This window comes from Candidatus Nitrosotalea bavarica, assembly GCF_900167955.1.
Lineage (GTDB): Archaea > Thermoproteota > Nitrososphaeria > Nitrososphaerales > Nitrosopumilaceae > Nitrosotalea > Nitrosotalea bavarica.
The window spans coordinates 34976-59234 of sequence record NZ_FUYK01000001.1 but is presented as its reverse complement, the minus strand read 5'-3'; the positions used below and the strand labels follow the sequence as shown (position 1 = coordinate 59234).

At 36.8% G+C, this 24259-nt stretch carries 23 protein-coding genes; 9 read left to right on the top strand and 14 right to left on the bottom strand.

From position 1 onward, the window contains the following. Position 1: 1 nt before the first annotated feature. Positions 2–2125, bottom strand: coding sequence for a 3-hydroxypropionate--CoA ligase (locus C0Q33_RS00305; protein WP_101476608.1), 2124 nt, complete (start codon positions 2123–2125; stop codon positions 2–4). Between the two features lie 259 nt (positions 2126–2384). On the opposite strand from C0Q33_RS00305, the gene C0Q33_RS00300 reads away from it, so the two are divergent. Next, entirely contained in the window at positions 2385–3764 is a 1380-nt protein-coding gene (locus C0Q33_RS00300) for a DUF2252 domain-containing protein (RefSeq protein ID WP_101476607.1), read from the top strand. Between the two features lie 118 nt (positions 3765–3882). Further along, positions 3883–4866: a ligand-gated ion channel gene (locus C0Q33_RS00295; RefSeq protein WP_133120956.1), complete on the top strand. Its 984-nt coding sequence runs from the start codon at positions 3883–3885 to the stop codon at positions 4864–4866. An 88-nt stretch (positions 4867–4954) separates the two neighbouring features. Here the strand turns inward: C0Q33_RS00295 and C0Q33_RS00290 are convergent, their stop codons facing one another. After that, on the bottom strand, positions 4955–5512 hold the full coding sequence (locus C0Q33_RS00290; RefSeq protein ID WP_133120955.1) for a hypothetical protein: 558 nt from the start codon (positions 5510–5512) through the stop codon (positions 4955–4957). Between the two features lie 105 nt (positions 5513–5617). On the opposite strand from C0Q33_RS00290, the gene C0Q33_RS00285 reads away from it, so the two are divergent. Further along, the gene (locus C0Q33_RS00285) at positions 5618–7108 is read left to right on the top strand and encodes a patatin-like phospholipase family protein (RefSeq protein WP_101476604.1); all 1491 of its coding nucleotides are present in this window, start codon (positions 5618–5620) and stop codon (positions 7106–7108) included. A 165-nt stretch (positions 7109–7273) separates the two neighbouring features. Here the strand turns inward: C0Q33_RS00285 and C0Q33_RS00280 are convergent, their stop codons facing one another. Together C0Q33_RS00280 and C0Q33_RS00275 are read right to left on the bottom strand one after the other, a co-directional pair. Beyond that, positions 7274–8005, bottom strand: coding sequence for a hypothetical protein (locus C0Q33_RS00280; protein WP_101476603.1), 732 nt, complete (start codon positions 8003–8005; stop codon positions 7274–7276). Positions 8006–8135: 130 nt separating this feature from the next. Further along, positions 8136–8621, bottom strand: a complete 486-nt coding sequence (locus tag C0Q33_RS00275; RefSeq protein ID WP_101476602.1) for a hypothetical protein — start codon at positions 8619–8621, stop codon at positions 8136–8138. Between the two features lie 36 nt (positions 8622–8657). Here C0Q33_RS00275 and C0Q33_RS00270 point away from each other — a divergent pair, with 36 nt between their 5' ends. From C0Q33_RS00270 to C0Q33_RS00260, 3 genes are all read left to right on the top strand, one after another. Beyond that, a complete protein-coding gene (locus C0Q33_RS00270; RefSeq protein WP_101476601.1) occupies positions 8658–11972 on the top strand; it encodes a hypothetical protein in 3315 nt (1104 codons plus the stop codon). A 73-nt stretch (positions 11973–12045) separates the two neighbouring features. Next, entirely contained in the window at positions 12046–13203 is a 1158-nt protein-coding gene (locus C0Q33_RS00265; protein WP_101476600.1) for a hypothetical protein, read from the top strand. Between the two features lie 152 nt (positions 13204–13355). After that, positions 13356–13640, top strand: coding sequence for a hypothetical protein (locus C0Q33_RS00260; protein WP_133120954.1), 285 nt, complete (start codon positions 13356–13358; stop codon positions 13638–13640). 8 nt (positions 13641–13648) lie between these two features. Here the strand turns inward: C0Q33_RS00260 and C0Q33_RS00255 are convergent, their stop codons facing one another. Further along, on the bottom strand, positions 13649–14332 hold the full coding sequence (locus C0Q33_RS00255; protein ID WP_101476598.1) for a type 1 glutamine amidotransferase: 684 nt from the start codon (positions 14330–14332) through the stop codon (positions 13649–13651). A gap of 43 nt (positions 14333–14375) precedes the next feature. Here C0Q33_RS00255 and C0Q33_RS00250 point away from each other — a divergent pair, with 43 nt between their 5' ends. The 3 genes from C0Q33_RS00250 (at position 14376) to C0Q33_RS00240 (ending at position 16674) form a co-directional block, all read left to right on the top strand. Next, positions 14376–14750, top strand: a complete 375-nt coding sequence (locus C0Q33_RS00250; RefSeq protein WP_101476597.1) for a toprim domain-containing protein — start codon at positions 14376–14378, stop codon at positions 14748–14750. 77 nt (positions 14751–14827) lie between these two features. Further along, complete coding sequence (gene dnaG / locus C0Q33_RS00245) at positions 14828–15973, top strand: DNA primase DnaG (RefSeq protein WP_101476596.1); 1146 nt, start codon at positions 14828–14830, stop codon at positions 15971–15973. A 5-nt stretch (positions 15974–15978) separates the two neighbouring features. After that, a complete protein-coding gene (locus tag C0Q33_RS00240) occupies positions 15979–16674 on the top strand; it encodes a DUF120 domain-containing protein (RefSeq protein WP_101476595.1) in 696 nt (231 codons plus the stop codon). On the opposite strand, the gene C0Q33_RS00235 is transcribed toward C0Q33_RS00240, so the two are convergent. The 9 genes from C0Q33_RS00235 to C0Q33_RS00195 all read right to left on the bottom strand — a co-directional run bounded on the left by C0Q33_RS00235 (position 16671) and on the right by C0Q33_RS00195 (position 24258). Further along, positions 16671–17288 carry an adenylyltransferase/cytidyltransferase family protein gene (locus tag C0Q33_RS00235; protein ID WP_101476719.1) on the bottom strand — a complete coding sequence of 206 codons (618 nt, stop codon included), beginning with the start codon at positions 17286–17288 and terminating at the stop codon, positions 16671–16673. The genes C0Q33_RS00240 and C0Q33_RS00235 overlap by 4 nt on opposite strands. A gap of 47 nt (positions 17289–17335) precedes the next feature. Further along, positions 17336–18373, bottom strand: coding sequence for a diphthine synthase (dph5, locus tag C0Q33_RS00230; protein ID WP_101476594.1), 1038 nt, complete (start codon positions 18371–18373; stop codon positions 17336–17338). A 39-nt stretch (positions 18374–18412) separates the two neighbouring features. Next, the gene (locus tag C0Q33_RS00225) at positions 18413–19555 is read right to left on the bottom strand and encodes a M20/M25/M40 family metallo-hydrolase (protein ID WP_101476593.1); all 1143 of its coding nucleotides are present in this window, start codon (positions 19553–19555) and stop codon (positions 18413–18415) included. 2 nt (positions 19556–19557) lie between these two features. Continuing rightward, positions 19558–20415, bottom strand: coding sequence for a lysine biosynthesis protein LysX (gene lysX / locus C0Q33_RS00220; protein ID WP_394336907.1), 858 nt, complete (start codon positions 20413–20415; stop codon positions 19558–19560). Continuing rightward, complete coding sequence (gene lysW/argW, locus C0Q33_RS00215; RefSeq protein WP_101476591.1) at positions 20403–20567, bottom strand: alpha-aminoadipate/glutamate carrier protein LysW; 165 nt, start codon at positions 20565–20567, stop codon at positions 20403–20405. Before lysW/argW ends, lysX begins: the two co-directional genes overlap by 13 nt. Before the next feature lies 1 nt (position 20568). Further along, entirely contained in the window at positions 20569–21759 is a 1191-nt protein-coding gene (locus tag C0Q33_RS00210; RefSeq protein WP_101476718.1) for a LeuA family protein, read from the bottom strand. Positions 21760–21873: 114 nt separating this feature from the next. Continuing rightward, the gene (gene lysM, locus C0Q33_RS00205; protein WP_101476590.1) at positions 21874–22293 is read right to left on the bottom strand and encodes an HTH-type transcriptional regulator LysM; all 420 of its coding nucleotides are present in this window, start codon (positions 22291–22293) and stop codon (positions 21874–21876) included. After that, positions 22286–23461, bottom strand: coding sequence for an aspartate aminotransferase family protein (locus C0Q33_RS00200; RefSeq protein ID WP_101476717.1), 1176 nt, complete (start codon positions 23459–23461; stop codon positions 22286–22288). The genes lysM and C0Q33_RS00200 overlap by 8 nt, the downstream gene beginning before the upstream one ends. Next, positions 23458–24258, bottom strand: coding sequence for a [LysW]-aminoadipate/[LysW]-glutamate kinase (locus tag C0Q33_RS00195; RefSeq protein ID WP_101476589.1), 801 nt, complete (start codon positions 24256–24258; stop codon positions 23458–23460). The genes C0Q33_RS00200 and C0Q33_RS00195 overlap by 4 nt, the downstream gene beginning before the upstream one ends. Position 24259: the final 1 nt, after the last annotated feature.

Below are 24259 nucleotides of genomic sequence, written 5' to 3'. Positions count from 1 at the left end.
CTCAAGACTCCTTTGGTTTATGCTTGCCCCACTGGTGTAAAGCAGATGCTGCTGCAACCCAGTCTCGCAAGTCGTCATAGACTGGAACATTGTGCTTTTCAATTAATCCAGCTACTTTGGCTGTATAAGGACCGCCGTTTCCACCTACAAGTAATGGTTTCTTGCCTTGCTTTGAGAACTCGCCAAGATAATCAATGATTGTTTCTTCAAGTGGATCATCTTGGAAGACAAACCATGGCATTACAATGTCGATGTTTGGATCGTCCATGAATTTTTGTATGGAATATCTATAGTCGTCTGCATTTGCTCCTCCAGTTACATCTGCTGGGTTGCCGTTTCCAATTACATATGTTGGAGGATAATGTGCTTTCATTTCCTTGAGTGTTGCTTCTGTTACCTTACCAAGTTCTAGTCCGTATTTTTCAAATTGGTCTATTGCACCAATCATTGGGCCTGCACCATTACTAACTAGGCCAACTCTTGGACCTTTAGCTGCTGGTTGCCATGCTAGTGCCTTGGCATTTGCAGCAAGTTCTTGGTAACTTTCTACTGAAACAATTCCTGCTTGTTTGAATGCTCCTTGGATGATTGCATTAGAACCTCCAAGTGAACCTGTGTGTGAAGCTGCTTGTTTTGCTCCAAGTGTACTTCTTCCACTCTTCCAGATTAGAATTGGTTTGTGTTTTTCTTTCATTACTCGTTTTGCTGTCTCGATGAATTTTCTTCCATCACCAAAACCTTCTACATATAATGCAATTACTTTGGTTTGAGGATCATTTGCCAAGTACCAGATCATGTCTGCTTCATCGACATCTGATCTGTTGCCATAGCTTACCATTTTTGATAATCCAAACGAGTCTGCAGTCTCTAAGAAACTGATTCCCATTGTTCCACTTTGTGACAACAATGCAACTGGACCAAGCTTTGCACGGACCATTCGCTCTTGGCCTTGGAATGCACAGTCTAGTCTGTTTGCTGCATTGAACATACCAATACAGTTTGGACCGATAATTCTTATTTTGTGCTGTTCTGAGAGGCTCTTAATTTGTGATTCAAAATCTGCTCTTTCTCCTCCAAGTTCCTTTCCACCACCTGATACTATTACGACATTGTGAATTCCTTTCTTGGCACATGCTTCTAGAACTGGTGGTGTAACTGACAAGTCAACACATACTACAACTAGATCAACTTTGTCTGGGATTGATTCAATTGATGGATAACATTTCAGTCCCAAAATCTCTTCTGCTTTAGGATTGATTGGGTATACTTTGCCCGTGTAATCGTGCTTTGCAATGCTGTCAAGTACAGAGTTTCCTATTTTACCTGGAGTTGATGATGCGCCAACCAGTGCAACTGATTGTGGTGTAAAGAATGTCTCCATGAATTCGATGTTTGGTTTTGCAGTAGAGATTGCATCCTTTTTGATCTCTTTTCTTAGAATTATTTTTGCGTCAACAACATAGTATGACTTTGGATATACTACAATTGGATTGAAATCAATACTGTCAAAGTAATTTGCATTGTCAACACCAATTTTTCCAATCTGGACAATTGCTTTTGCAAGCATTGTCAAATCAATTGGTTTTGTACCTCTATACCCTGACAGAATCTTGGAGCCCTTTAGCTCTGCAAGCATTGATTTTGCATCATCTAATGTGATTGGTAGCATTCTAAATGCGACATCTTTGAATATCTCAGTCAAGACACCACCTAGTCCTACCATTATTACTGGACCAAACTGTGGATCATTTTGGAGTCCTATGATAAGCTCAACTCCTTGTGGTACCATCTTCTCAAGTAAGATTCCTTTTACTTGTACTCCTTTTTTCTTTGAGAGTCTTGGGTACATTTCAAGAAATGCCTTTTTGACATCTTTTTCGTTTTGTAATCCTACCTTTACTCCACCGACATCACTTTTGTGAAGTATTTGTGGCGAGACTATTTTCATTACAAGTGGGAAACCTAATCTTTTGGCAGCCTTTGCAGCATCATTTGCACTTTTTACAAGTGCATAGCCTGGAACTTTGATACCATATTTCTTTAGTACGGATTTTGATAGATCTTCGGTAATTACCTTATGATCTGTTGCAAATGTTTCTTCAAAAATTTTGACTACTGGATTCAAAAGGATCTCTCCTCTTTATTTTCAGATCGCAACGATATGATCTGGGTTATTTTTTGTATCATAACTGGATCGGAAAGCATATGTGTTTTATATTAAACTTTTGACAGAAATTGAGCTGTTTTTGGCACATGCCAAATTTCTTGTGAATGGAACTTTTAGTGGTTATCAGACGTGATACATGGATCTAACCTTTTATTTTACAAGTTAGAGATAATATCGAATTGATGCGAAATATTCTATTTTCAAACTTGGGGTGGAAATGAAACCAAACATCATCACTAAAGCAGAAAGGATCCAACAAGGAAAGGTACTTCGCGAAAAATGTTCACGTAGCACGCATGCCAAGTTTGAACCTCGTTCGTCTTCGATTGATCCAATAAAACTATTAGAAGATACTAATGTTGACAGAATTCCTGGTCTTATCGCCATTAGATATCAGAGAATGTCAGAATCTACTTTCAAATTCTTTCGTGGTACATCAATCATTCAAGCTCGGGATCTAGAGCATTCTCCAGTATCTGGAATACATGTCCAGTTGTGTGGTGATTGTCATTTGATGAACTTTGGAGGTTTTGCATCAGCAGAACGCAATATGGTTTTTGATATCAATGATTTTGATGAGACATTTCCTGGTCCATGGGAGTGGGACATTAAACGACTTGTAGTAAGTATGGAACTTGCCGCAAGGGATCTTGATTTTTCAAAGAATGTTGCAGAAAATGCAGTCAGAGCAGCTGTTGCATCTTATAGGGAACACATGTCAGAATTTGCTGATCAGACTGTACTTCAGAGATGGTATACGCAAATCACAGTCGAAAATCTTTTAGAATTTTTTAAAAAAGATAAACAAATGATTGATCGTTTGAAGAGTGCACAACCCAAGGCACTCTCCAAAACATCTGAAGCTATATTTCCAAAGCTTACAGAGGCTGTAAAAGGAAATACAAGAATAAAGGAGGATCCTCCACTTATCTATCACGTCCAAAATCTGGACATAAACAAGCTAGCACAGACAAGTCTTGAGGATTATAGAAAATCATTACAGACTGACAGACAACATTTGTTGGAGCGTTTTCATTTTCAAGATGCTGCCGTAAAAGTTGTTGGAGTTGGTAGTGTAGGACTGCGTTGTTATGTATCTCTGTTTCTTGCCGACGAAGATGATCCACTATTTCTTCAAGTCAAGGAAGCAAGAAGATCCGTATTGGAGCCCACATTTGGAAAAAGTCTCTTTGAACATCAAGGTCACAGAGTTGTGCACGGACAACATCTTATGCAGGCATCTAGTGACATATTTTTAGGCTGGTATCGCAATTTCAATGGACGAGATTTCTACGTTAGACAACTTCGTGATATGAAAGTCTCCCCTGAAGTTGAAACCTTTAACCCTAGAACTCTCACCGCATATGCAACCGTATGTGGTTGGGCATTGGCACGGGCCCATGCAAAAGCTGGGGAAGTGGAGATGATTGCAGGATATTTAGGAACAAAAGAAAATTTTGATGATGCCATGGTTCAGTATTCAATTGCATATGCTGACCAGGTAGAACGTGATTTTAAAGTGTTCAAAGCAGCTATTAATTCTGGCCGCCTCAAAACAAAAGTTGGTTCGCCAAAAACTCTAGAGTTTGACCTTTAAGATGTGATTATTATTATGAAATCATCAATGATAATTACCCTTTTGTTTTATTTCTGAGCAAAATACTTTGAATTCATCTTTGGCAAAACTCGCGAAAAACATTGACCTTGGAAAATGTTTGTTTTTTTCACTATTGATATTGTTGTTCTACACACTATTTACTACCAATCCTGTAATGGCTCAGAACAATGCCCTCCCAAGTTTGCAAAGTGAACCCATTGATAACCAGACCAATCTTTCAGGAATTCAAGAATACAAAGTGGGAATTCAGTTGATGGATGTTAAAGATGTTAATCGACTCAGTGGAACTTATGATATGACATTTTGGGTTACAATTGTTTCTGACAAAACCGATTTTACTGTGAATCCTCCTCCTGAACTAGATTTTGTAAATGGTGATCAAATTCAAACTTCTGGTTTGGATCTAGAGCCACACCTAAAAAAGTTTAAGGTATCTGGTGTTTTCCAAAATGGGTTTGATTTCCGTATGTATCCTTTTGAAATACTGGATATGCCAATAATTGTAGAACCATTTTTTCCTCTAACTGCAGATAAAGTGATACTTACAGCAAACAAAGCATACTCTGGTCAGGATTCATCTGCTGATAGCGATATACCTGGTTGGAATCTATCACCCGGTACTGTTGAAAGTACTATTCATGATTATCCATGGGGCCATTTTTCGCGTCTAGTTGTACATTATGATGTTTCATCTCCAGCTTTTATGACACTCTTGAAGAAATTATTCACAGTCCTTATCCTTGACGGATTAGTTATTGGAGCATTTTGGTTTAAACCCGATTCTCTGTCAGAACGAACAGCTATTGCCGTAGGAGCAATACTTGCAGCTACATATTTCCATGCCCAATTTCTTTTGGGAGAACTTCCGCCGTTGGGATATCTTACAGTTGCTGACAAGATAATGATGGCATCATATGCACTGTATACTTTTTGTATAATCTCTGTTTTAGTTCATAACCGTTTGAGTCTTCGTTACGGTGACAAGTATGATTTGAACTATTCGCGTAAAGTAGATTTTAAAATGCGCATAATTGCACCCATTGTACTTGTTGGCGTATTTCTAATTCTTTATCCATTGTAGATATTAGGTTCTATACGGGAAACAAAAAGGTAGCACACAAGAAATTTTCATTATTTTCAAGACTTTGACAGTTTGATAAAATCAGTTATTATGATGAAGAATTTTGAACTATTTTATGTTTGATTGCACTTGTAATAATTCCAATTCCTATGATGAGTATGTTGATTGACAACAAAATGGTTATCTCTGTTATTGGCAAATTATGTAATTCAAAAAATGTTCCAATTAGAGATGTCATGATGCCAGCTCCGATTATGATTTTTGGAATTCTAACTGCTTTTGACTTGTTACTTTGAGTAATTCCCGTAGCAATAAATCCTACACTTTGAATGATAAGAAATAATGAAATGAGCCAACTAAAACTCGATGAAGTATCCGATATGAACGCTTTAACAAATATTCCTACAACTATTCCAATTATTCCTATGCCAGTTTCAATTGTTCTTGTCATTTTAGAATCATTTTTGCTTAAAATTCCTTGTAATATGTTGACAATTCCAATTATCAATACAGCTAGTCCTGGATATGTGGACCAAATTGGTGACACATTAGTGATGTTAACAAAACGATATGTCGCAAAACCAACAAGAATTCCTCCTATGATGAATTTAATAATTCTTACCCGTTTAGCTTTTTGAACATCCATTGTCATATGATTTCTATAGTGTCAATGCATATGACTAGTATACTAGTTTTCACAATTGATAATTATGCCTGATCTTTTATTATCATAAACCTACTTTACTTTTACATGGCATCAATTCCAAAGGAAGAAAGAGCAGTGATTCTCCAAGGCGGAGGCTCACTTGGTGCATATGAGGTTGGGGCTTACAAGGCAGGATACCAATTCATAAAATACCGAGACAAAAAAATAGGAGATGCTGGTAGACAGATATTTGATATTATTGCAGGAACTTCTATTGGTGCAATAAATTCTGCAATTCTTACAAGTTATGTGATAGAAAACAAGACATGGGAAGGATCAGCTGAAAAACTAATTGACTTTTGGAATTATATTTCAACAGAATCCATTCCGGATAAATTTGCTGATTACATGATGTCGTGGTGGGGATATTGGAACAAATTTTTCGATGTTGCTAAAGGAGAAACGGCAAGGAGATATTACTCATCAAAGGAATTTGCTATAACCGGAGCACCCAATGTCTTTTCTCCGCCTCATGCAGAACCCGATAAAAAATTCTTTGATCCTCTTAATTCATGGTACCGATATGACAATCATCCGCTAAAAGCGAGTCTTGAAAAATTTGCAAAGTTTCCCATTGCTACCAGTCGTGAGGATAATCAACCCAGGTTGCTACTGGTTACGGTAGATGTAATGGAAAGCTTGCCTGTAGTGTTTGATAGTTATGCAAAAGAAGATGGTACTAGAAAATCAGGATATGGGAGATTAATTGTAGAGAATAATAATGGTTCAAATGAGAACCAAAAAATAATTGGTTACGAACATGAAATAAAATATCCTCAAGGAATAACTTCTGATCATGTCATTGCAAGTGCTGCAGTTCCCATAAATTTTGATTATACTCAAATTGAAGCGGAGCGCTATGATCCTCAAACAAAGAGCTATAAAAAAGAGACACGTTATTTCTGGGATGGTGGTATTCTAGCTAATACTCCATTATTGCAAGTGGTTATGGCTCATCGGCAATATTGGTACTTTGGAAAGAAAGTAAAGGATGCAGTGCCAAAGCTTAATGTATTTCAGGTAAACTTACACCCCGCAAGAGTTGACAAGGTTCCTTGGGATCATGATGGAGCAGTGAATAGAAATTCTGACATATCTTTTGGTGATAGATCCAAAAATGATGAGACCGTATTGTTAGCTTTCCAGATGTATTCGCAACTAGTAAAAGAGTTGATCCAGTTGGCAAAGGATCATGGCACAACCCAGAAAATGATTGATGAATTACTTGATAGACCAATACCTGTTCAAGAACGATTAGAAGGAGTAAGAGCAACTATGTATCGTGATGGTGTTGAAGGAGCTTTCAATATTGGTGAAATAATTAGAGTACAAAGAAAACATGATGATTATTCTGTCTCAAATAAAATTTTTGATTTTTCATCAAACACAATAAAACATCTCTTACAGGATGGTTACAATGATACCGTTGATGCTGTCAAAGCGCGTTTTGGAATAGAGATGACCAAGGAATCTATTGAATCTGATAAAACTGATGATTCATTAAGCAAGACGTCGTCTTCAATGAGAAAAGATTAACATGAGTGACAAAAATGAATCGACTGATAAAAAGATCGGTTTTGTGACTGCAATCATGCTACCAATTGCAACAAGCTCTCCTCGTATTAGATATTTTTAGTCACAATTTTTCAAATCTATCTAATCTGAACTTACTCCAAATTAGTATTAGTCCATCAAATGATTCTATGTTTCTTTAATTGGAGAACTACGATCTGTTGAAGGGTGACGGCCTTTTGATGCTTGAAAATGAATTAACTTGAGAACTCCTTCTAGAATGCCAGTAAATATGATAAAGATTGTCAATTCAAATAATATTATTGGAAAGTGTTCTATGGAACTAAGAATTTTATTAGTATCCAAGACGGGATTTATTAAAAGTGTAAAAAGTAAACTAAATGGCAAAAATTTCATAATTTCTTCAGCAAGCTTCTCATTCCAATATGACGCAATTCTTGCTGCAAAAATAATTCCCACCGTGATAATCATCAAAGCTCCAAAGCTTAGAGAAGTATTCAAGGCATACATGAAGAAAAAGCAGACAACTATCCATCCATATACAATAATTGGAAAAATGATCAGAATTTCTACACTGTGGATGATTTTCTTCCTTCTAGCAGAGATCTCAACTCCTTCGGCAGTGTATCTGCGTTTCGAAGTAAAGATTTCACGTTTGCTGAGCAGTGTGCTAGTTTTCACTATGAAGAAACTAAATGCCAGAATTCCTATTGCTACAGGTAATACATTTCTTAATTTTACTCCGTGTTGATAATCAGCAGTGAACTGATCAAAGATATTTTGAGATGTGGTATTGTTAGTATTCGTACTATCTTGAACTGTATTTTGTTGACCATGGACTGCAAGAAATCCAGGTATGACAAAAAGACTTGCAATAAATAATACGGTAATTTTATTCATATGGTATGTTTTTCTTTTAGTTTAAAAATTTTGTAGAAAAAAATATGATTCAATTTGTCATGTTTTTGTGCACTGTGTCTAGAAAAATCAATCTTCTACCTATCGCAGAATCTGTGATTTTACTCACAACCTATCTTGCTTGAGTGAGATACATTTTATGGGCCGCAACTGCAAGATATGCAAATCCCATAAAGAGTAATGAATATGTTATAGCAAGATCTAAAATTTCTACTATTAGAAGAGGCGCAGGAAGGAGTAATTCTATAAAATCAAAGATGAAAATAACGATAGTGCATGCTAAAAATATCACAAAAGCTTTGATGAGATTTTTCTTTGTATGTTCCATTAGATGTGCATATGTGGGATCATCATTGTTGTTTTTACTAATTCTAGTTAAAAATGTCGCACCGGTTAGAGATAGGGCAGTCAGTGGGGCAGCTATGCCTATGTCCAAAAGCTTGTCAAACTCATTAATTTTTACTGCAAATTTTGATTCCTCTAATCCCGAATTAGAATTGACATCTTGAGCAAATGCGGAATAAAACCATAATCCGCTAGAGATTAAAAGTACTAGAATGATTGGTATTTTTTTATTTATTCCAAGATTTTCTGGCATGTTGATTTAATTACATTGTGATGACCTATATTATTAATGTCTAGAACAATCATAGGAATTGCGCTTACTATTGCACTAGTCTGTATTTACTTGCATTTTCCAACCAGTTATGCTCAAACCCAAGTTCCAACAATTGTAGCCGCAACCCAGGCAGACCCGTATTATTTTTCTGAGGGAGGTTTTGGCATTGGTATACTCAAGTATTATGGTATTCCATTAACACCATATCTTACACCGGGAACAACTGAAGACTCGCTCTTGTCAGATATTTTAAATTCGTATGACTCGGCAAATGAAAAAACGGTGATAAATCCGATTGTCAATGATCAGAGTCGTGCAACATACTATGTAGTTCATTTCTGGGGTACCTCAAATGGTTCAATGACATTTACAACATTTCCAGATTTCCAACCTATTATAACAAAAAATCCTCTTACTCCTATTGGTTCTCAGAAATATAGTACTGGATTTTCTCTAGGGTCACTCCCTAGCAAAAGCAATCAATGGTTTTACAATTCTATAGTCAATGATTACATCAATCCTGGGAAAGTACCTAATCCATTTAATGCTGATATAGATATAATCACAGGTGATGGAAATACTCTTCAAACGTATTATTATAAAAATTGCAAAGTAGATGGATATGTCCCATTTTTATCCAGTACTTTGATAAGAATACCATTCTTCAAACAATTCCAATCTGGAGTTAGGGATGAAACTGATTTTACATGTAATGGTTTTCTAGTTAACTTTGATTTACGTAAACCTTCAGCTGATTGGGCTACTATTAAAAATACAATCAACTCTGTTCCAGATCAAAAAGATCTAATTCAAAAATATGTTGTAACAATATCTAGTGACATATTCAAATCAGGGCAAACATATCAAACCTTTTCAGCGTTTACCCCGATGGGGACACAAACTTCTCTTCCATTACCTATTCCATCAAATCCCATATCTGGACAATCAAAGGGCTTTTCTTTAGAATCACTTCCAAGCAAAGACAGGGAACAATTCTATCAATACGTGATTGACAAATTCAACAACAAAAGACAAGTCCAGCCTGTGGATATCTCAGTAGACATGGTTACTGGAGATGGTACTATATTGCAAACCTGGAAATATCCTAGATGCGATGTTACAAATTATAGCACTTATCGTCAAGAAATTTCCGCTATCTGGAAATTCACACAATCAAATGAGCCTGAAATAAGAGACAGGACATTTTTTGCATGTAATGGATTAAAAGTAAATTTTATACCTAATTACATAAACTCATCTCAAACTTTCAATGGACCTGTTATTCCGCTAGACTCTGATCGTGCTCAAGTCTTTAATGTTCATTTCTCTGGGGGTGACATGAAAAATGGATTTGATTATACTTTTCTAAAATTTGCACCATTTTCAAAAGACTATCAGAGTTTTGCATTACCTGATTATACATTTGGTGACAAACCAAAATTCTATTTGGAGTCCTTACCAAGCAAGGACAGGGGCACATTCTATCAATTGGTTAACAAGTATGTTGCCCCGGGTTCAGCTCCACAACCATTTGATGTATCAATTGATCTTACAAGTGGAGATGGTAGTACAATACAGACATGGAAGTATGCTAAATGTGATGTGGCAAAATACCAGCCATATCTACAATCGTTTTTAACTGTAAACATGTTTACAGGAAAATTTCAACCAGAGATGCGAGATAGGGCAATTTTTCAATGTGCCGGACTTTCATTAGATGGACCAAGCAAAACAACATATCTGAACAATACTCAAACGATTACACCTGTAGACTATATCACAAGTGATTCTGATAGGGCACAATTTTTTGTAGTAAAATTCTCAAATGGCGATTTTCAAACTACTCAAAAATTCTTTTCTTTTGCAGACTTTCAGCCTGACTTGAGTGCAAGTGACCAAGTAAAAACAACTTATCCCCAGATAAAATCATCGTCATTTACATTACTTTCGCTGCCAAGCAAGGACAAGATAGAATTTTACAAGCTAATTAGCAGATTTGTAAACCCAACTTACAAGCCAAATCTCTTTGATGTCTCTATTGAATTGGTTACTGGAGATGGCAGTGTAGTTCAAACTTGGCAATATCAAAAATGTACCGCTTCCAATTATCAGATATTTCTTCAAAATACTCTTCTTTACTATACTTTCAGTGGTAAAAAGGCAATATCTGAACCTCACGACAAGACCACATTCCAATGTGGAGGTTTTTCAATAAACTTTAGCGGAGGTAATGAAGACCTATCAAACCAACCATTGATTCCAAGTGATAATTCTAGAGTTGTGACATATGTAGCTCATCTTACAAGTAATCTGTTTACTGCAACAAGAACCACTGGACTTGTACAAGAGTTTGACACACTTGGAAACCAACAATTCCAGATAGGTACATTACCAAACAAATATGGTAAAGACGGATACGAGATAGTTAGCAGATATATCAATCCTTCAGCTCCTGTGGAATTATTTGATGTAGATGTTGATTTAATCACAGGCGATGGAACCAAACTAGTTTCTATAATTTATCCAAAATGCAGTGGAACAAATTATTCTATATTTTTAGACAATAATATTGCTGACATAAAATACACTCCTTCGATAAAGTTTGAGATGAGAGACAAGTCAATTGTCAAATGCTCTGGAGTAAATACAATTGTACTTCCAAAAGATACGCCAACCAATATTATTGGTCCTATAGTGCAACAAGCAATAGGAATACCTTATGATGAAATTGCCTGCAACCAAGGCTTTCAACTAATAGTAAGACCACCGTTAAACAACACCGCATGTGTAAAAACCAGTCATCTACAATATTTGATACAAAGAGGTTGGCTTGCCGAAACAACAAATCATAATCTTTCTAATCTGATACGACCAATTATTCCAACTGATGGAGAAAGAGCCATGTCAATTAGAACAACGTTCCAGGGCACTGATATACCAACACAGACAATTACCACGTTTTCAAATTTTGCTCCAATATCACAGGGTTCACCAACAAATCCATCTTACTCACTTACTGGAGGTGGCAAGACAACTCCAATGTTCTACCTTGAATCATTACCAAGTAAGGATAAGGCAGCTGTCTATCACTTGGTTAGCATGTACGTCAATCCGGGAATAGTGCCAAATCTATTTGATGTCAAAGTTGAGATACTACATGGAGATGGAGGTACACTGCAGACATGGAAATATGCCAAATGTCAAATTACAAACTATGAACCATATCTTGACCAGAATGGATTGACATACAAACTCCACCTGAAATGGCAACCTGAGATTAAAGACAGGACAACATTTGGTTGCTCTGGTCTGAATTTGGGTCTTGGATAATTATCTAATCGTAACAAAACTTTTTACAAGTGATTGACCATATGATGCATTGAAAACTTTCCTGATTTTCTTAATGATACTATCGCTAATCATTTCTCCAAGTATTGTAACTGTATCTGCAATATGCAGCACAGGTCCTGGAGGTACAAGTCTTTGTGCAGGAGCAGATTTTAGCGCAACATTTGATAAGATAAATTCTCAAAATACTGATTTCTCAAGGATTGTCATATCTGGACCAGAAGGCAAAGTTCTAAGTATCAAAGTTCTGGATAGTTCACTACTACAGAAAATTTCTGATACGATAACAATAGGACCAAATGGAAAAACAACTTATGCGTTTGATATTACAAAGTACAGCTATGGGAAATATCAAGTTCAACTAAGTGATGGTACTAGCATAATAAAACTAGATTTTTCTGTGGGACCAACTATCTCTACTGATATAACAAATTCAGACAAGGCAACTTTGTTGATTTATACCAACGTCCCATGGAAGGCAGACATTCAGACGTCGTCAAACTCGACATCAATTAGCGGTATTACTGCAGCACAATATTCCTTTACCTGTACAAATAATGATACGTATGATATTACGATATACGATCCGCCACGTCATGGAAACGGAATTCCTTTGTGGACTGTGGCAAATCTAGTTCAGAACAACCAGATGTTAAATGTAGGAGTAAACCATTTGGCAAACGGACAAATCAGTCTCTCAGGAAAATGCAATGTTGCACAATTCCCCTTGTCCAACAATGGATTGATATTTTTTACAACAGACAAATCTGTATACCGGTATGGTGACCCAATCCAGATATCTGGACATGTCTTACCTGATATGATGTACGCACCTGCTCAAGTTTTGAGTAGTACTATCATAAATTCTGCAGGGCAAGCAATAAAAAAAGATAGTTCAACTTTTGGAACAATAGATACTTTTTCTTTTAATGTAAATACTCAGGGAGGACTGTGGAAGCCTGGCAAGTATAAAGTGGTATTAGAAATTTTTGGCTCAAAAGCAGAGTCCAGTATTGTGATAAATTCTCCTGGACAAACACAACCTACTAATCATATTCCTACTTGGTTCAAAGGCACTGCAAAAAAATGGTCTGATGGTCTGATTACGGATTCTGAATTTTCACAATCAGTTCAATACTTGATTCAACAAGGAATACTCAAGGTTCCATACTATAACTCCCCTGCAACTTCATCACAGTCGTTGCTTTCATGAATCAAGACAAGTGCATCAGCATGGTCTAATGGAAAAATATCTGACGATGACTTTGTAAGTGCATTAAAGTATTTTAATTTTGGATAATTACATTCAAACTGGCAAGATCTGTTGGAAAGTCTTTAAATTCATTGATCATTATCTTGTTTGAATTGGACGACGATCATAATTTTCACAAAAAGTTAACACATTACGGGTTGCTTTTTACAGTATTTGTTACTGCAGGTTCTATTATAATTGGCATGGGAATAACTCTTGTAAATTTTTCCACGGGATTGAGTTTAGATGCCTTGGATAAACAGGGGGAAACATATCAATTCTTTAAACAACTTAGCAATTATGACAATACTAGAGGATATGTGTTAATGAGTGTAGGATTAGTTGTTATTTTTGGTGCATTGGCATTTTACTGGCAGAAGATTAACAAATTAAAATAATTTGACACTCAAAGATTAAACTCTGACTTGAAGTTTTTGTAAAATATTTCAAGATTGTTTCTAACTGTCTTGATATGTTGGGGTATCTGCTTTTCAATTAGAATCGGGTCTATGTATGGAGTATTATCAAGTTCTTTTCTTGATTTTTCTATCCACAATTTTATTGTGGGCTCGTCTACTTCGAGATGAAACTGGACTCCAATTGCACTTCCAATCTTTATTGCCTGATTCTGATAGTCCTTTGAATGAGCCAATCTGATGGCATTTTTAGGCAGATCAAAAGTGTCTCCATGCCAATGAAATACTGTTGCAGGACTTTTTATTCCATTAAATAACTTGGAACCAGCATCAAATTCAATATCATTGTAAAATCCAATCTCTTTTTTTGGTCCCTTGTATACTTTGGCTCCAAATGCTTTTGCAATTAGCTGAGACCCAAGACATATGCCCAACACTGGAATGTTTTTTTCAACTGATTTACGAATCAATTCCAATTCTTTTTTCAGATATGGCAGATCATCATTTGCACTCTCTGGCGCTCCTAAAATTATAATTGCATCTGGCTTGATGTCTGGTATTTCTTCACTCTTTGCAAGAACTGTCTTAAAATCAATGCCATCTTTTTTCAGTAATTCTCCTAATACTCCTAAACCTTCGATCTTTGTATTTTGAATCACTAGAAATTTTAACATGTAATCTGAAAATTGCTTAATACTATTCCTTGTAAATAAGTTTGTGAAGATCGAAGTTGAGGATGTATCCAAGGTTCAAGGATTCATCAAGTCACTCAATTCTGCTCACAATAGCATTGTAGTTGTTGAAGGAAAACGAGATGAAGATGCCTTGACAAAATTAGGATATGATGGAAAGATCTGCCAATTTCATAGCTTCAAGGGACTAGTAAAATTTGCAGATAGTATGCCCAAGTACAAAAATTTGATATTATTGCTAGATTCTGATAGAAAAGGAAGGTATCTTACAAAGAGGATAATTTCTCAGCTCCAACACAGAATGACAATAGATCTTTCATACCGAAAAGAGCTGACAATTGTAACCAAAGGGAGGATCAAGAATGTAGAAGATCTCTTCATGTATGCCATTGAGGTGTGATCCACGGTAAAAACGAATAAGCACTTATATCGAACTATTAAGAAAAATAATTGATCAAAAATTAAGAGGATAATGAATTGGTATACACAGGAATTGTCAAGTATCATGTTAAGCTCAGCTTCGAAGTCGACGGATTAGTTGAAAAAGCAGATATCATAGGCGCAATTTTTGGCCAGACAGAAGGTCTGCTTGGCCCGGAGATGAACCTAAACGAACTCCAGAAGATGTCGAAGGTAGGACGAATAGAGGTCAATACTACGGCATCGTCTACTCAAACAAAGGGAGATGCCTTGATTCCTATGAGTACTGATATCAACACTGCTGCACTAATTGCAGCTGCTATTGAGAGTATAGATAAAGTAGGTCCTTTCCAAGCTCATTTCAAATTGGATGCTATTGATGATGTTAGAACTGCCAAGAAAAAAGAGATTGTAGATAGAGCAAAGGATATTGTCCAAAAGTGGTCTACAAAGACAATAAGCGAAGGTGAAGAGATGCTCAAGGACGTATCTGATATTGGCTCTGCAGGAAAGATTGCCGCATTTGGAAAAGAAAAACTCGCATGTGGTTCTGGAGTGTTTGATTCACCATGGATAATTCTTGTAGAGGGTAGAGCAGATGTGATAAATCTACTAAGAGCCGGTTTTGATAATGCACTTGCAATAGAGGGTGCAAGAATTGACGAATCAATAAAATCGCTTTGTGATTCTAAATCCAAGGTAGTTGCATTTCTTGATGGAGATAGAGCAGGCGGTTTCATACTAAAAGAGCTAAAATCTCTTGTTACCGTAGATGTTGTACTTAGAGCACCAGAAGGTGTAGAGGTTGAAGAACTGACTCCAATACAGATTGCAGAAATTCTAAAAGATACTGCAGAAGACATGAAAAAGGAGACTGCAAAGCCTGCACTCAAGGATGAAAAAGATGCACCAATCGCTGATCTAGTAAAAAAGATCTATTCAGAACTCAATGAATCACTGGAAGCAATTGCACTTGATGATGGTACAAACCAAGTCTTCAAGGTACCAGTAAGTGAAGTTGTAGGAAAACTTGCTGCAGGTTCTGGAATAAAATATCTAATACTTGACGGAATTATTACACAAAGACTAGTAGACTCTGCAAAACAAGCTGGAATTGGGTATCTAATTGGCCACCGAATGGCTAATCTAAAATCCACTGATGGATTGATACTCAAAACATTTACAGAGCTTGGTGTTGCATAAAATTAATGTCAGAACTAAAGATTCAACACATTCTAACTCTTGCAGAACTTTTTACCAAAGGCGCACGATATAATTTTGTCCCAATAACTACATCTTCTCTAGGAAAAAGTATTCGTAAATCACAGCAAGCTGCATCAAAACATCTCATGGATCTTGAGGCAAATGGCTATGTGGAAAGATTGCGTAGTGGCCAAAAGGTATCTGTTAGAATAACAACCAAAGGTCATGCCGAGATGTTAAAAATATTTTCTATACTAAAATCAAGCCTTGAATCAATTCCTGCCTATTTGGAATTTAAGGGAACTATAAGCTCAGGCATGGGCGAGGGAGCATATTACATGTCAATGAAAGGATATACAAAACAATTCAAGACAAAGCTTGGATATGTTCCATTTCCTGGGACATTAAACGTAAAACTAAAAGACAAGGAATCAATCGAGGCTAAGCGTTCTCTTGATGCGTATGACGCCATAATGGTTGATGGTTTCTCAGATGGAAAGAGAACATATGGCTGGGTAAAATGCTATCCTGCCAAAGTTAACAATATTGATGCAGCACTGATTCTCTTGGAGCGCACTCACCACGATGATTCTATAATTGAGTTGATCTCAAAAGAGAATATCAAAAAGGTAACAAAACTTTCTACTGGTTCCAAAATATCAATTAAAGTTCCAGTACGGATAAAATCTAATCGAGATTAAATTCCATAAATTGACTTGCCATAATCATTTTCTATTTTAGAACTCTTGATATCTGGTATTGGTGATTGTAATCTTGCAATTGATACATTGATTCCTATTTTTTTGCAACCATCTACGATAAATTTCTCTTGATGCACTTGATCATATCCTAGCGCAATGGTATTTGGCTTGATTATCTCAACTGACTTGAAAATGTCGCCTTCGTATCCAACTACCGCATAGTCTACCATTACAAGTGATCTGACCAAATCTTTGCGAAGCTCCATGTTGTGTAGCGGAATCCTATTCTTCATTTTTTGTGCTGTCTTGTCTGTTGCAATTACAACAACTAGTACATTGCCAAGATCTTTTGCTGCCTTGAGGGTGTGGATATGTCCTGGATGAATTATATCAAAAACTCCTCCTGCTAGAACAACTCGTAATGCATTTCTTCCAAGTTCAGTGAGGTTTTTTTTGTTATTTTCAATAAACCCCTTCTCAACAAGATCCCTGATTCGCTCTTCGATATATTCTGGATTGAGAGCAAGTTTTTTTCGTATAATATCAATAGCAATCTCACCTGAAAGTGCTGCCACAAAAAAGGCTGCGATTATTTCTTTATCAAATGCGTCCAAATCTATCACTAAAGCGAAACTATTACAATTTGATTTATCTATAAACTCTATGCCCAGGGATCTATTCCTTTTGAGAGGCGTAGTGCATCCATTAGGCCTTCGGCGTATCCTATACTTAGCACTGCAAGTTCCTCCTTTCCTTCCTTTTGGAATTTTTCAGCATCATCAATGTATAGCTGGGAATTTTCTATTACTGATTTGAGACTTGGGTCATCTTTGAATATACTTACAACTTGTTCAAGTGCCTTTCTTGCTTTTGGGATATATTTTGATAGCATCTGGTCTGATATCTTTTGAATCTTTGATGAATTATCAAATGGCTCGTCCAAACACTTGGAAAATATCTTGATTGCATCTTGCTCTGTAAAGTGTAGTCTTCCAGGAATTATGATGGTATGTGGTGGTTTGCCAAAGTCTGTCTTCAAAAGCGTAGATAATTTTCCAGATATTATGCCCTGATTCTTTGCGCCAATTCTTGACGCAACTATGGCAAATGTAGACTCGTCAATTACATTTCGTCTCTCGCCGTTTTCTGTATTGAGCAAACTAGTCAATGCATCTTTTGGATCTAAAAAGAAATTAGAACTATTGTCATATTCTAAAATCAATAAACTGTGACTTCCCCTTACCAAGTTTTCATAAATTGTATAGTATACAGTACTTAATGATGGTAATTCTCTCATTATGGTCACAGGTCTTCCAACCTTGTAATGATGCAGTCCGCATTCTCCTATTAGGGATGTAATTGCAGATGCTCCATGAATTGTCTTTGTCTTGATCTTTTCATTCTCTGCTCTTGTTCTTAACTCTAGGTGAGTTGTTGCCACGTACGGATCCCCATATGCAAGCAGTACAACATTTTTCTTTTTAGCAAGTGACAAAATAGCTTTGCCATCTTCGACCATCCATCTTGGAGCTATAGTCAATTTTCCTCTGACTAGTTTTTTTATTTTTAACAACTCGGATTTTCCGATTGGGCTTGTAAAAATTTCAAAGTATGTCATGTCTGCCTTTTTTAAAACCTGTATTGCATTTGCACTAATACCGTCTAGTCCTGAAATGCCTAGCCCTACAAACCATAACATAAAACAAAACTCCAATCGCTCTATATTTTGAGCTTCGTTTTAGGATTTAGCAGGAGAACTTTTGAACTCGTGCAATCTTTTCAGATGGGATAGCATCCTCTTGAAGACCTCAACACTTCTTAGAAATTCATCAGTTGATACTCTTTCATCAATTGTATGTGATGCATGAGGATCTCCTGGACCATATGTAACAACTGGAATGTTTAGTGAATTTCCTATGATATTCATGTCTCCCGTGCCTGTCTTTCGAATTAATTGTGGCCTTGCTTTTTCTACATCCATAATTCCAAGTGTTAATGCTCTAACAAGTGGAGAGTTGTGTGGTGCCTCAAATGGCTCTGTCTCATCTATTACAGAATAAAATGCATTGACTCCTTGTTTTTTTGCTATATCTTGAACTGTAGTTGCAATTCTTTCTCCCACCATTTTGCAATTCATGTTTACAGGAATTCTGATATCCATTATTGCATCGCATTCTAATGGTGTTACATTGTGACTAGTACCTCCTTTAATTTCAGTCAGAGATGAAGTAAGCATCATGCTCTTTGCCAGGCCTTCTTGATTTTCTTCTAATGATTTCTTTAGTGCGGCTGTAAAGATATATGACTCTTCGATTGCATTTTTTGCAAGCCATGGTGCACTGGCATGCGCACTATCTCCTACATTTACTCTCAAGTTTATTGCAATTCTTCCCTTGTATGCAATTGTAATATTTTTAATTCCACTTGGTTCTCCAAATACTGCGTAATCTATGGCTGGTTTTTGTTTTACTAGGCTCTTGATTCCTGTTGCATTTCCTTCTTCGTCTACCACTGCTGCAAATGTTATTGTTCCATTGTTCTCAGGTTGAACGGAAGATGTTGCAAGAAGCATTGCAATTAATGGTGCCTTGGCATCCGATGCACCTCTTCCATAGATAAATCCATTTTCACTTCTTACCTTTATTTTTCCTGGGACAGTATCCATATGCCCACATAGCATTATCCTTGGATAGCCAGAACCTTTGGTGGCAATTAGATTTCCTACATCGTCTATGCGAACATCTTCAAACCCAAAATCATCACACTTGTCTGCTAAAAACTCTGCAAGTGGTTTTTCTGCAAGAGATGGTGTATAGAGCCTTAGAGCCTTCTCTAGCGTCTTTACTGCATATCTTGGTGTGTTTATAATCGAAGAGTCCAATTCTATTTTCTCAACTGTATTACGTAATCAATCATCATTGCTGGTATATTTACGCCAGTAACTCTGACAGTATTTTTGTATTCCGTTGTATTGTTAACTTCGTGAACAACAAGGCCATTTTCCTTACTTTCCATAAGATCCACTCCTACAATCTGTCCATAAACTGCCTCTTTTGCCTTGATGCAAATATCCTCTAGTTCTTTTGTAACTTTTAGCTCTTCTGCCCTGCCGCCAAGTGCCATATTTGTCTTCCATTGGGCTTCTCCAGAATATCTGTAAATTGCAGCAACAACTTTGTCTCCTACAACTATAGCTCTGATATCTCGAGGAGGCCTATTGACAAATTCCTCCAAATAATATACCTGATAAATTGGATACATTGTCTCTCTACTTTCTATTATTGCCTCTGCAGCTTCTCTGTCTTTTAGCATTGCAATCATTCTTCCCCAGCTACCAACAGTTGGTTTTATGACCATTGGGTATCCTTTCTTGTCTAGAAGTTCTAATGCGGCTTCTTGTGAAAACGCCACTGCACTAAATGGTGTAGGTATTCCTTTTTTTAGTAACAGCATGTGAGTAAATAATTTATTTCCTGCAAATATGCTAGTGTTCAAAGAATTAATTACATTGACTCCTTTTCCTTCAAGAGCTGCAGTAGAATGAAGACTACGATAGTAACTAACACATCTTTGTATTACAGTTCCATAGTCTTCTGGACTTTTATCTAAATTAATGGACAGATTCTTACAGTCTACCATCTTTGCATCAATGCCTTTTTCTTTTGCGGCATCAAAGAGTGCTTTTTCTTCCCACCGGATGGTATCGTAGAGAATTGATAAACCTGAGCTCACTGGCCCCAGTCCTCACCAACAGTTTGTGCTGGTTTTAGATCTAGGCCGGTAGAACCTTTGACAAGTTCAAAACTTGCGCCACAGTCTGGGCAAGTTACAATCTCTCCTTCTATGGAATCCTTTGGAGGGTTGATGTTTGCATCACATTCTAGACATTTCATATTATTTTCCTGTTTTCTCCTTCAGTTCTTTGACATTAATTATCTTTTGTTCGAGTCTATCATCAAGGGGTATCTCTAGAAGGTCTCCCATTCTTAGGTTCTTCAGACCTGCTGCTACTGATTTTGCATGTTCTTCATTTTGTTCAAGGCCTAGCAATGACATGAGATATGCCGCACCATTCTTTCCTGCAAGTTCTCCAAATACGATTCTTCTCCTGTTTCCCACTACTTTGGGCTCAATTGGCTCGTATGCTGCAGGGTTTCTCAAAATTGCAGCCAAGTGAGTTCCTGCCTTGTGTTTATACGCAGTTGGACCTACAATCGGCTTTGAATCGTATGGAACTATTGTAGTATACTGTTCAATTAATCTTGAGAGGTCCATGAGCATATCTAGCCTAAAATTATTTGGAGAATTGTATAGATATGTCAGCGCAACTGCAGTCTCTGCAAGTGCTGGTATTCCAGTTCTTTCTCCAATTCCATCAATTGTTGTATGAATCTGATCTGCACCACCATCGCATCCTGCTAATGAATTTGCTAAAGCAAGTCCAATATCATTGTGGCAATGTACATCAAGTGGAGTATCTATTTCATCACGAATTGACTTTACAAAATTATACATTCCATTTGGTCTCATTATTCCAACGGTATCTGGCAAACTTATTCTGTCAACACCTGCTTCAGAGATTGCTTTGCACACTTGCATTAGAAATTCTGGGTCTGCTCTGGAACCGTCTTCAACAGTAAACCTCATCTTCAGGCCATGTGCTTTTGCATATTCTACAGTTTCAACTGATCTTCTCAATGCTTCTTCTCTTGTAATTCTTAGCTTGTCTTTCATGTGAATTTCAGAAATACCCAGATAAGTTGCCATCCATGTTGCATCGCAATCAATTGCAACATCTACATCTTCTTTTAATGCACGAACATGTGCAACAATGTCTGCCTTTAACCCTTGTTTGATGATTGTCTTTGTTGCTTCCTTGTGATCAGGTGATACAACAGGTGAAATTTCAATTTGATCAACTCCAAAATAATCCAGCATCCATGCAATTTGGATTCTTTGCTTGTTTGAAAAAGTAACCCCTGGATGCTGTTCTCCTTCTCTTAGAGTGCTGTCAAGTATTCTAATTTTTTTTGGCTTGACACCCATCTCATTATACTTGTATGCGTAATAGTTTGCGGCGTCCATTCTCATTTTTCTTTGAGTTTTACAAATATAAACATATTCGTACAGAATTCGTCTAGTTTTGTTGTTTTTGGAACGATTTTAGGCGGTTTTCGAAACTCTATGACGAAATTCGTTTTATGTGACTGTACGTAGTATAATTACAGTATTTGTATCAAATACGCCAGGAACCTTTCGTAATTCGTCTATGCATACGTTGATGTCAGCAATTGTTGGTGCTCTGATTATAGTAGCAATATCGTACTGACCTGTTATCTCAAACACTGTATGCACTCCACGTAGTTTGGAAAGTTTTGCAGATACTTTGGATGTGTCAGTTGATGAATCAACTGAGATCAAAATAATTGCACTTGTAGAATTTACATCTCCTGTCTCAATTGTAAATTTTTTTATCGTTCCAGCATCTGTTAAATTTTTAACTCTTCTTCTTACTGCAGATTCTGACAGTCCTAGTTTTTCGCCAATCTCTACAAACGATTGTCTAGAATCTTTTTTTAGCATCTCAATTATTATTTCATCTGTCTTGTCTCTAGACATTTCTTCTCTGCTCCTCCTTTGTTATTATCATATCTAAAGTTTCTAAAGCCTTGTTTATGTCAGACTCTGATATCACTAGAGGCGGTAATAATCGTAGTATGTTTTTACCAGAATAAAGCAGTAATAGATTATTTGCAATTCCATCAAATAGTATGTCTTTTACTTCAAACTTCATCTCAACACCAATCATCAAACCCTTGCCTCTTACTTCTCGAATTATCCTGTGTTTTTCTTTTAGTCTTTCTAGTCCATCTCTGAATAACTTTCCATTCTTTTCTGCATTCTCAACTAGCTTGTCTTCTGTTAGGGCATCAATTGCTCCAATTCCTGCTGCACATGATAGTGGGTTACCTCCAAATGTTGATGATTGCTCTCCCTTGCTAATTGTAGCCAAGATATCTGGTCTTACTAAAGTTGCACCCATGGGAACACCACCCGCAATTCCTTTTGCAAGGCACATGATGTCTGGCACTGTATTCCAGTGCTCACTTGCCCACATTTTCCCAGTTCTTCCAAGGCCTGCCTGAATTTCATCAAATACTAGAACAATTCCCTTTTCGTCACATAATTTTCTGACTTCTTGCAAAAATCCATCTGGTGCTACAATGATTCCACTTTCACCTTGAATTGGCTCCATGATTACCATCGCAGTATCTGTATCTACAGTATTTCGTAATGCTTCGATATCTCCAAATGATGAAAATTGGACCGTATCAACAAGTGGTTCAAAGGCTTTACGATATTTTTGATTAAATGTAACTGATAGTGCACCTAGAGATTTTCCATGATATGATCCGTTCATTGCAACCATTTTCTTCTTACCTGTGAACTTGCGTGCAAACTTGATTGCAGCTTCTACTGCTTCTGCTCCACTGTTGCTTAGATAGACTTGACTGAGACTCTTTGGAGAAATTTTTATCAGTTTTTCAAGAAATTCTTCTCTTGTCTTGTTGTATAGTGAGCTATGTACTGTGATAATTTTGTCAAGTTGAGCCTTGATTGCTTTTACTACTCTAGGATTACAGTGACCAACTAGTGCAACACCATATCCTCCCATGCAATCGATGTACTCTTTTCCATCTGCATCCCATACATGAGCTCCTAATCCACGTTCTATTGTTACAGGGAATCTCTGGTAGATATTTCCCATAAATTGATCTTCAGTCATTTTGATATCACCGTACATTTGTCATGAGCAATTGCCGCTGATATTGGGTTTTCTTTTTTACCATTTGCAATTAATGCCTCTTTGACTCCCATCTCTAATGCCTCTGTTGCAGCAAGTATCTTTTTTTCCATTCCAAATCCAATCTTTGGCAAGATCTCCTTTGCCTCAGCTAGAGTTAATTTTTCGACCAGCTTCTCATCCATTAGTAATCCATCTACATTTGTAAGAAATAATATCTTATCTGATTGCATCTTGCCTGCTATGTATGCAGCGGCCCTGTCTCCGTCAACATTGAGAAAATCACACTCTTCGCTAATTGCTATTGGTGATATGACTGGAACATATCCTTGGTCTAAAATTGAGCGGATCAATCCTGCATTAACATCCTGTATCTTTCCTGTATACCCACCGTCTATTACCATCTTACGACCCTTTTCATTCATTACAATCAGTTTCTTTTTTCGTTCTGCTTGGATTATCTTTCCATCTACTCCTGAAAGACCAACTGCATTAATTCCATGTTTTTGCAGCATCATAACTATCATTTTGTTTATCTTTCCAGACATGACCATTGTAAATATCTCCGCAGTCTCTTTATCTGTAAACCTGCTTTTGATTCCGCCTGGGGATACGATGAATCTTTGCTCTTTTCCTAATGCTTCAGAAATTTTTGTTACTTCTTTTCCTCCACCGTGTACCAAAATCAGTTTCTCTTTTTCTGAAACTTTTTTCAAGTCTGTTATAGTGGTAGGATGAAGACCATCTACTACACTTCCTCCTATCTTTATCGTAATCATT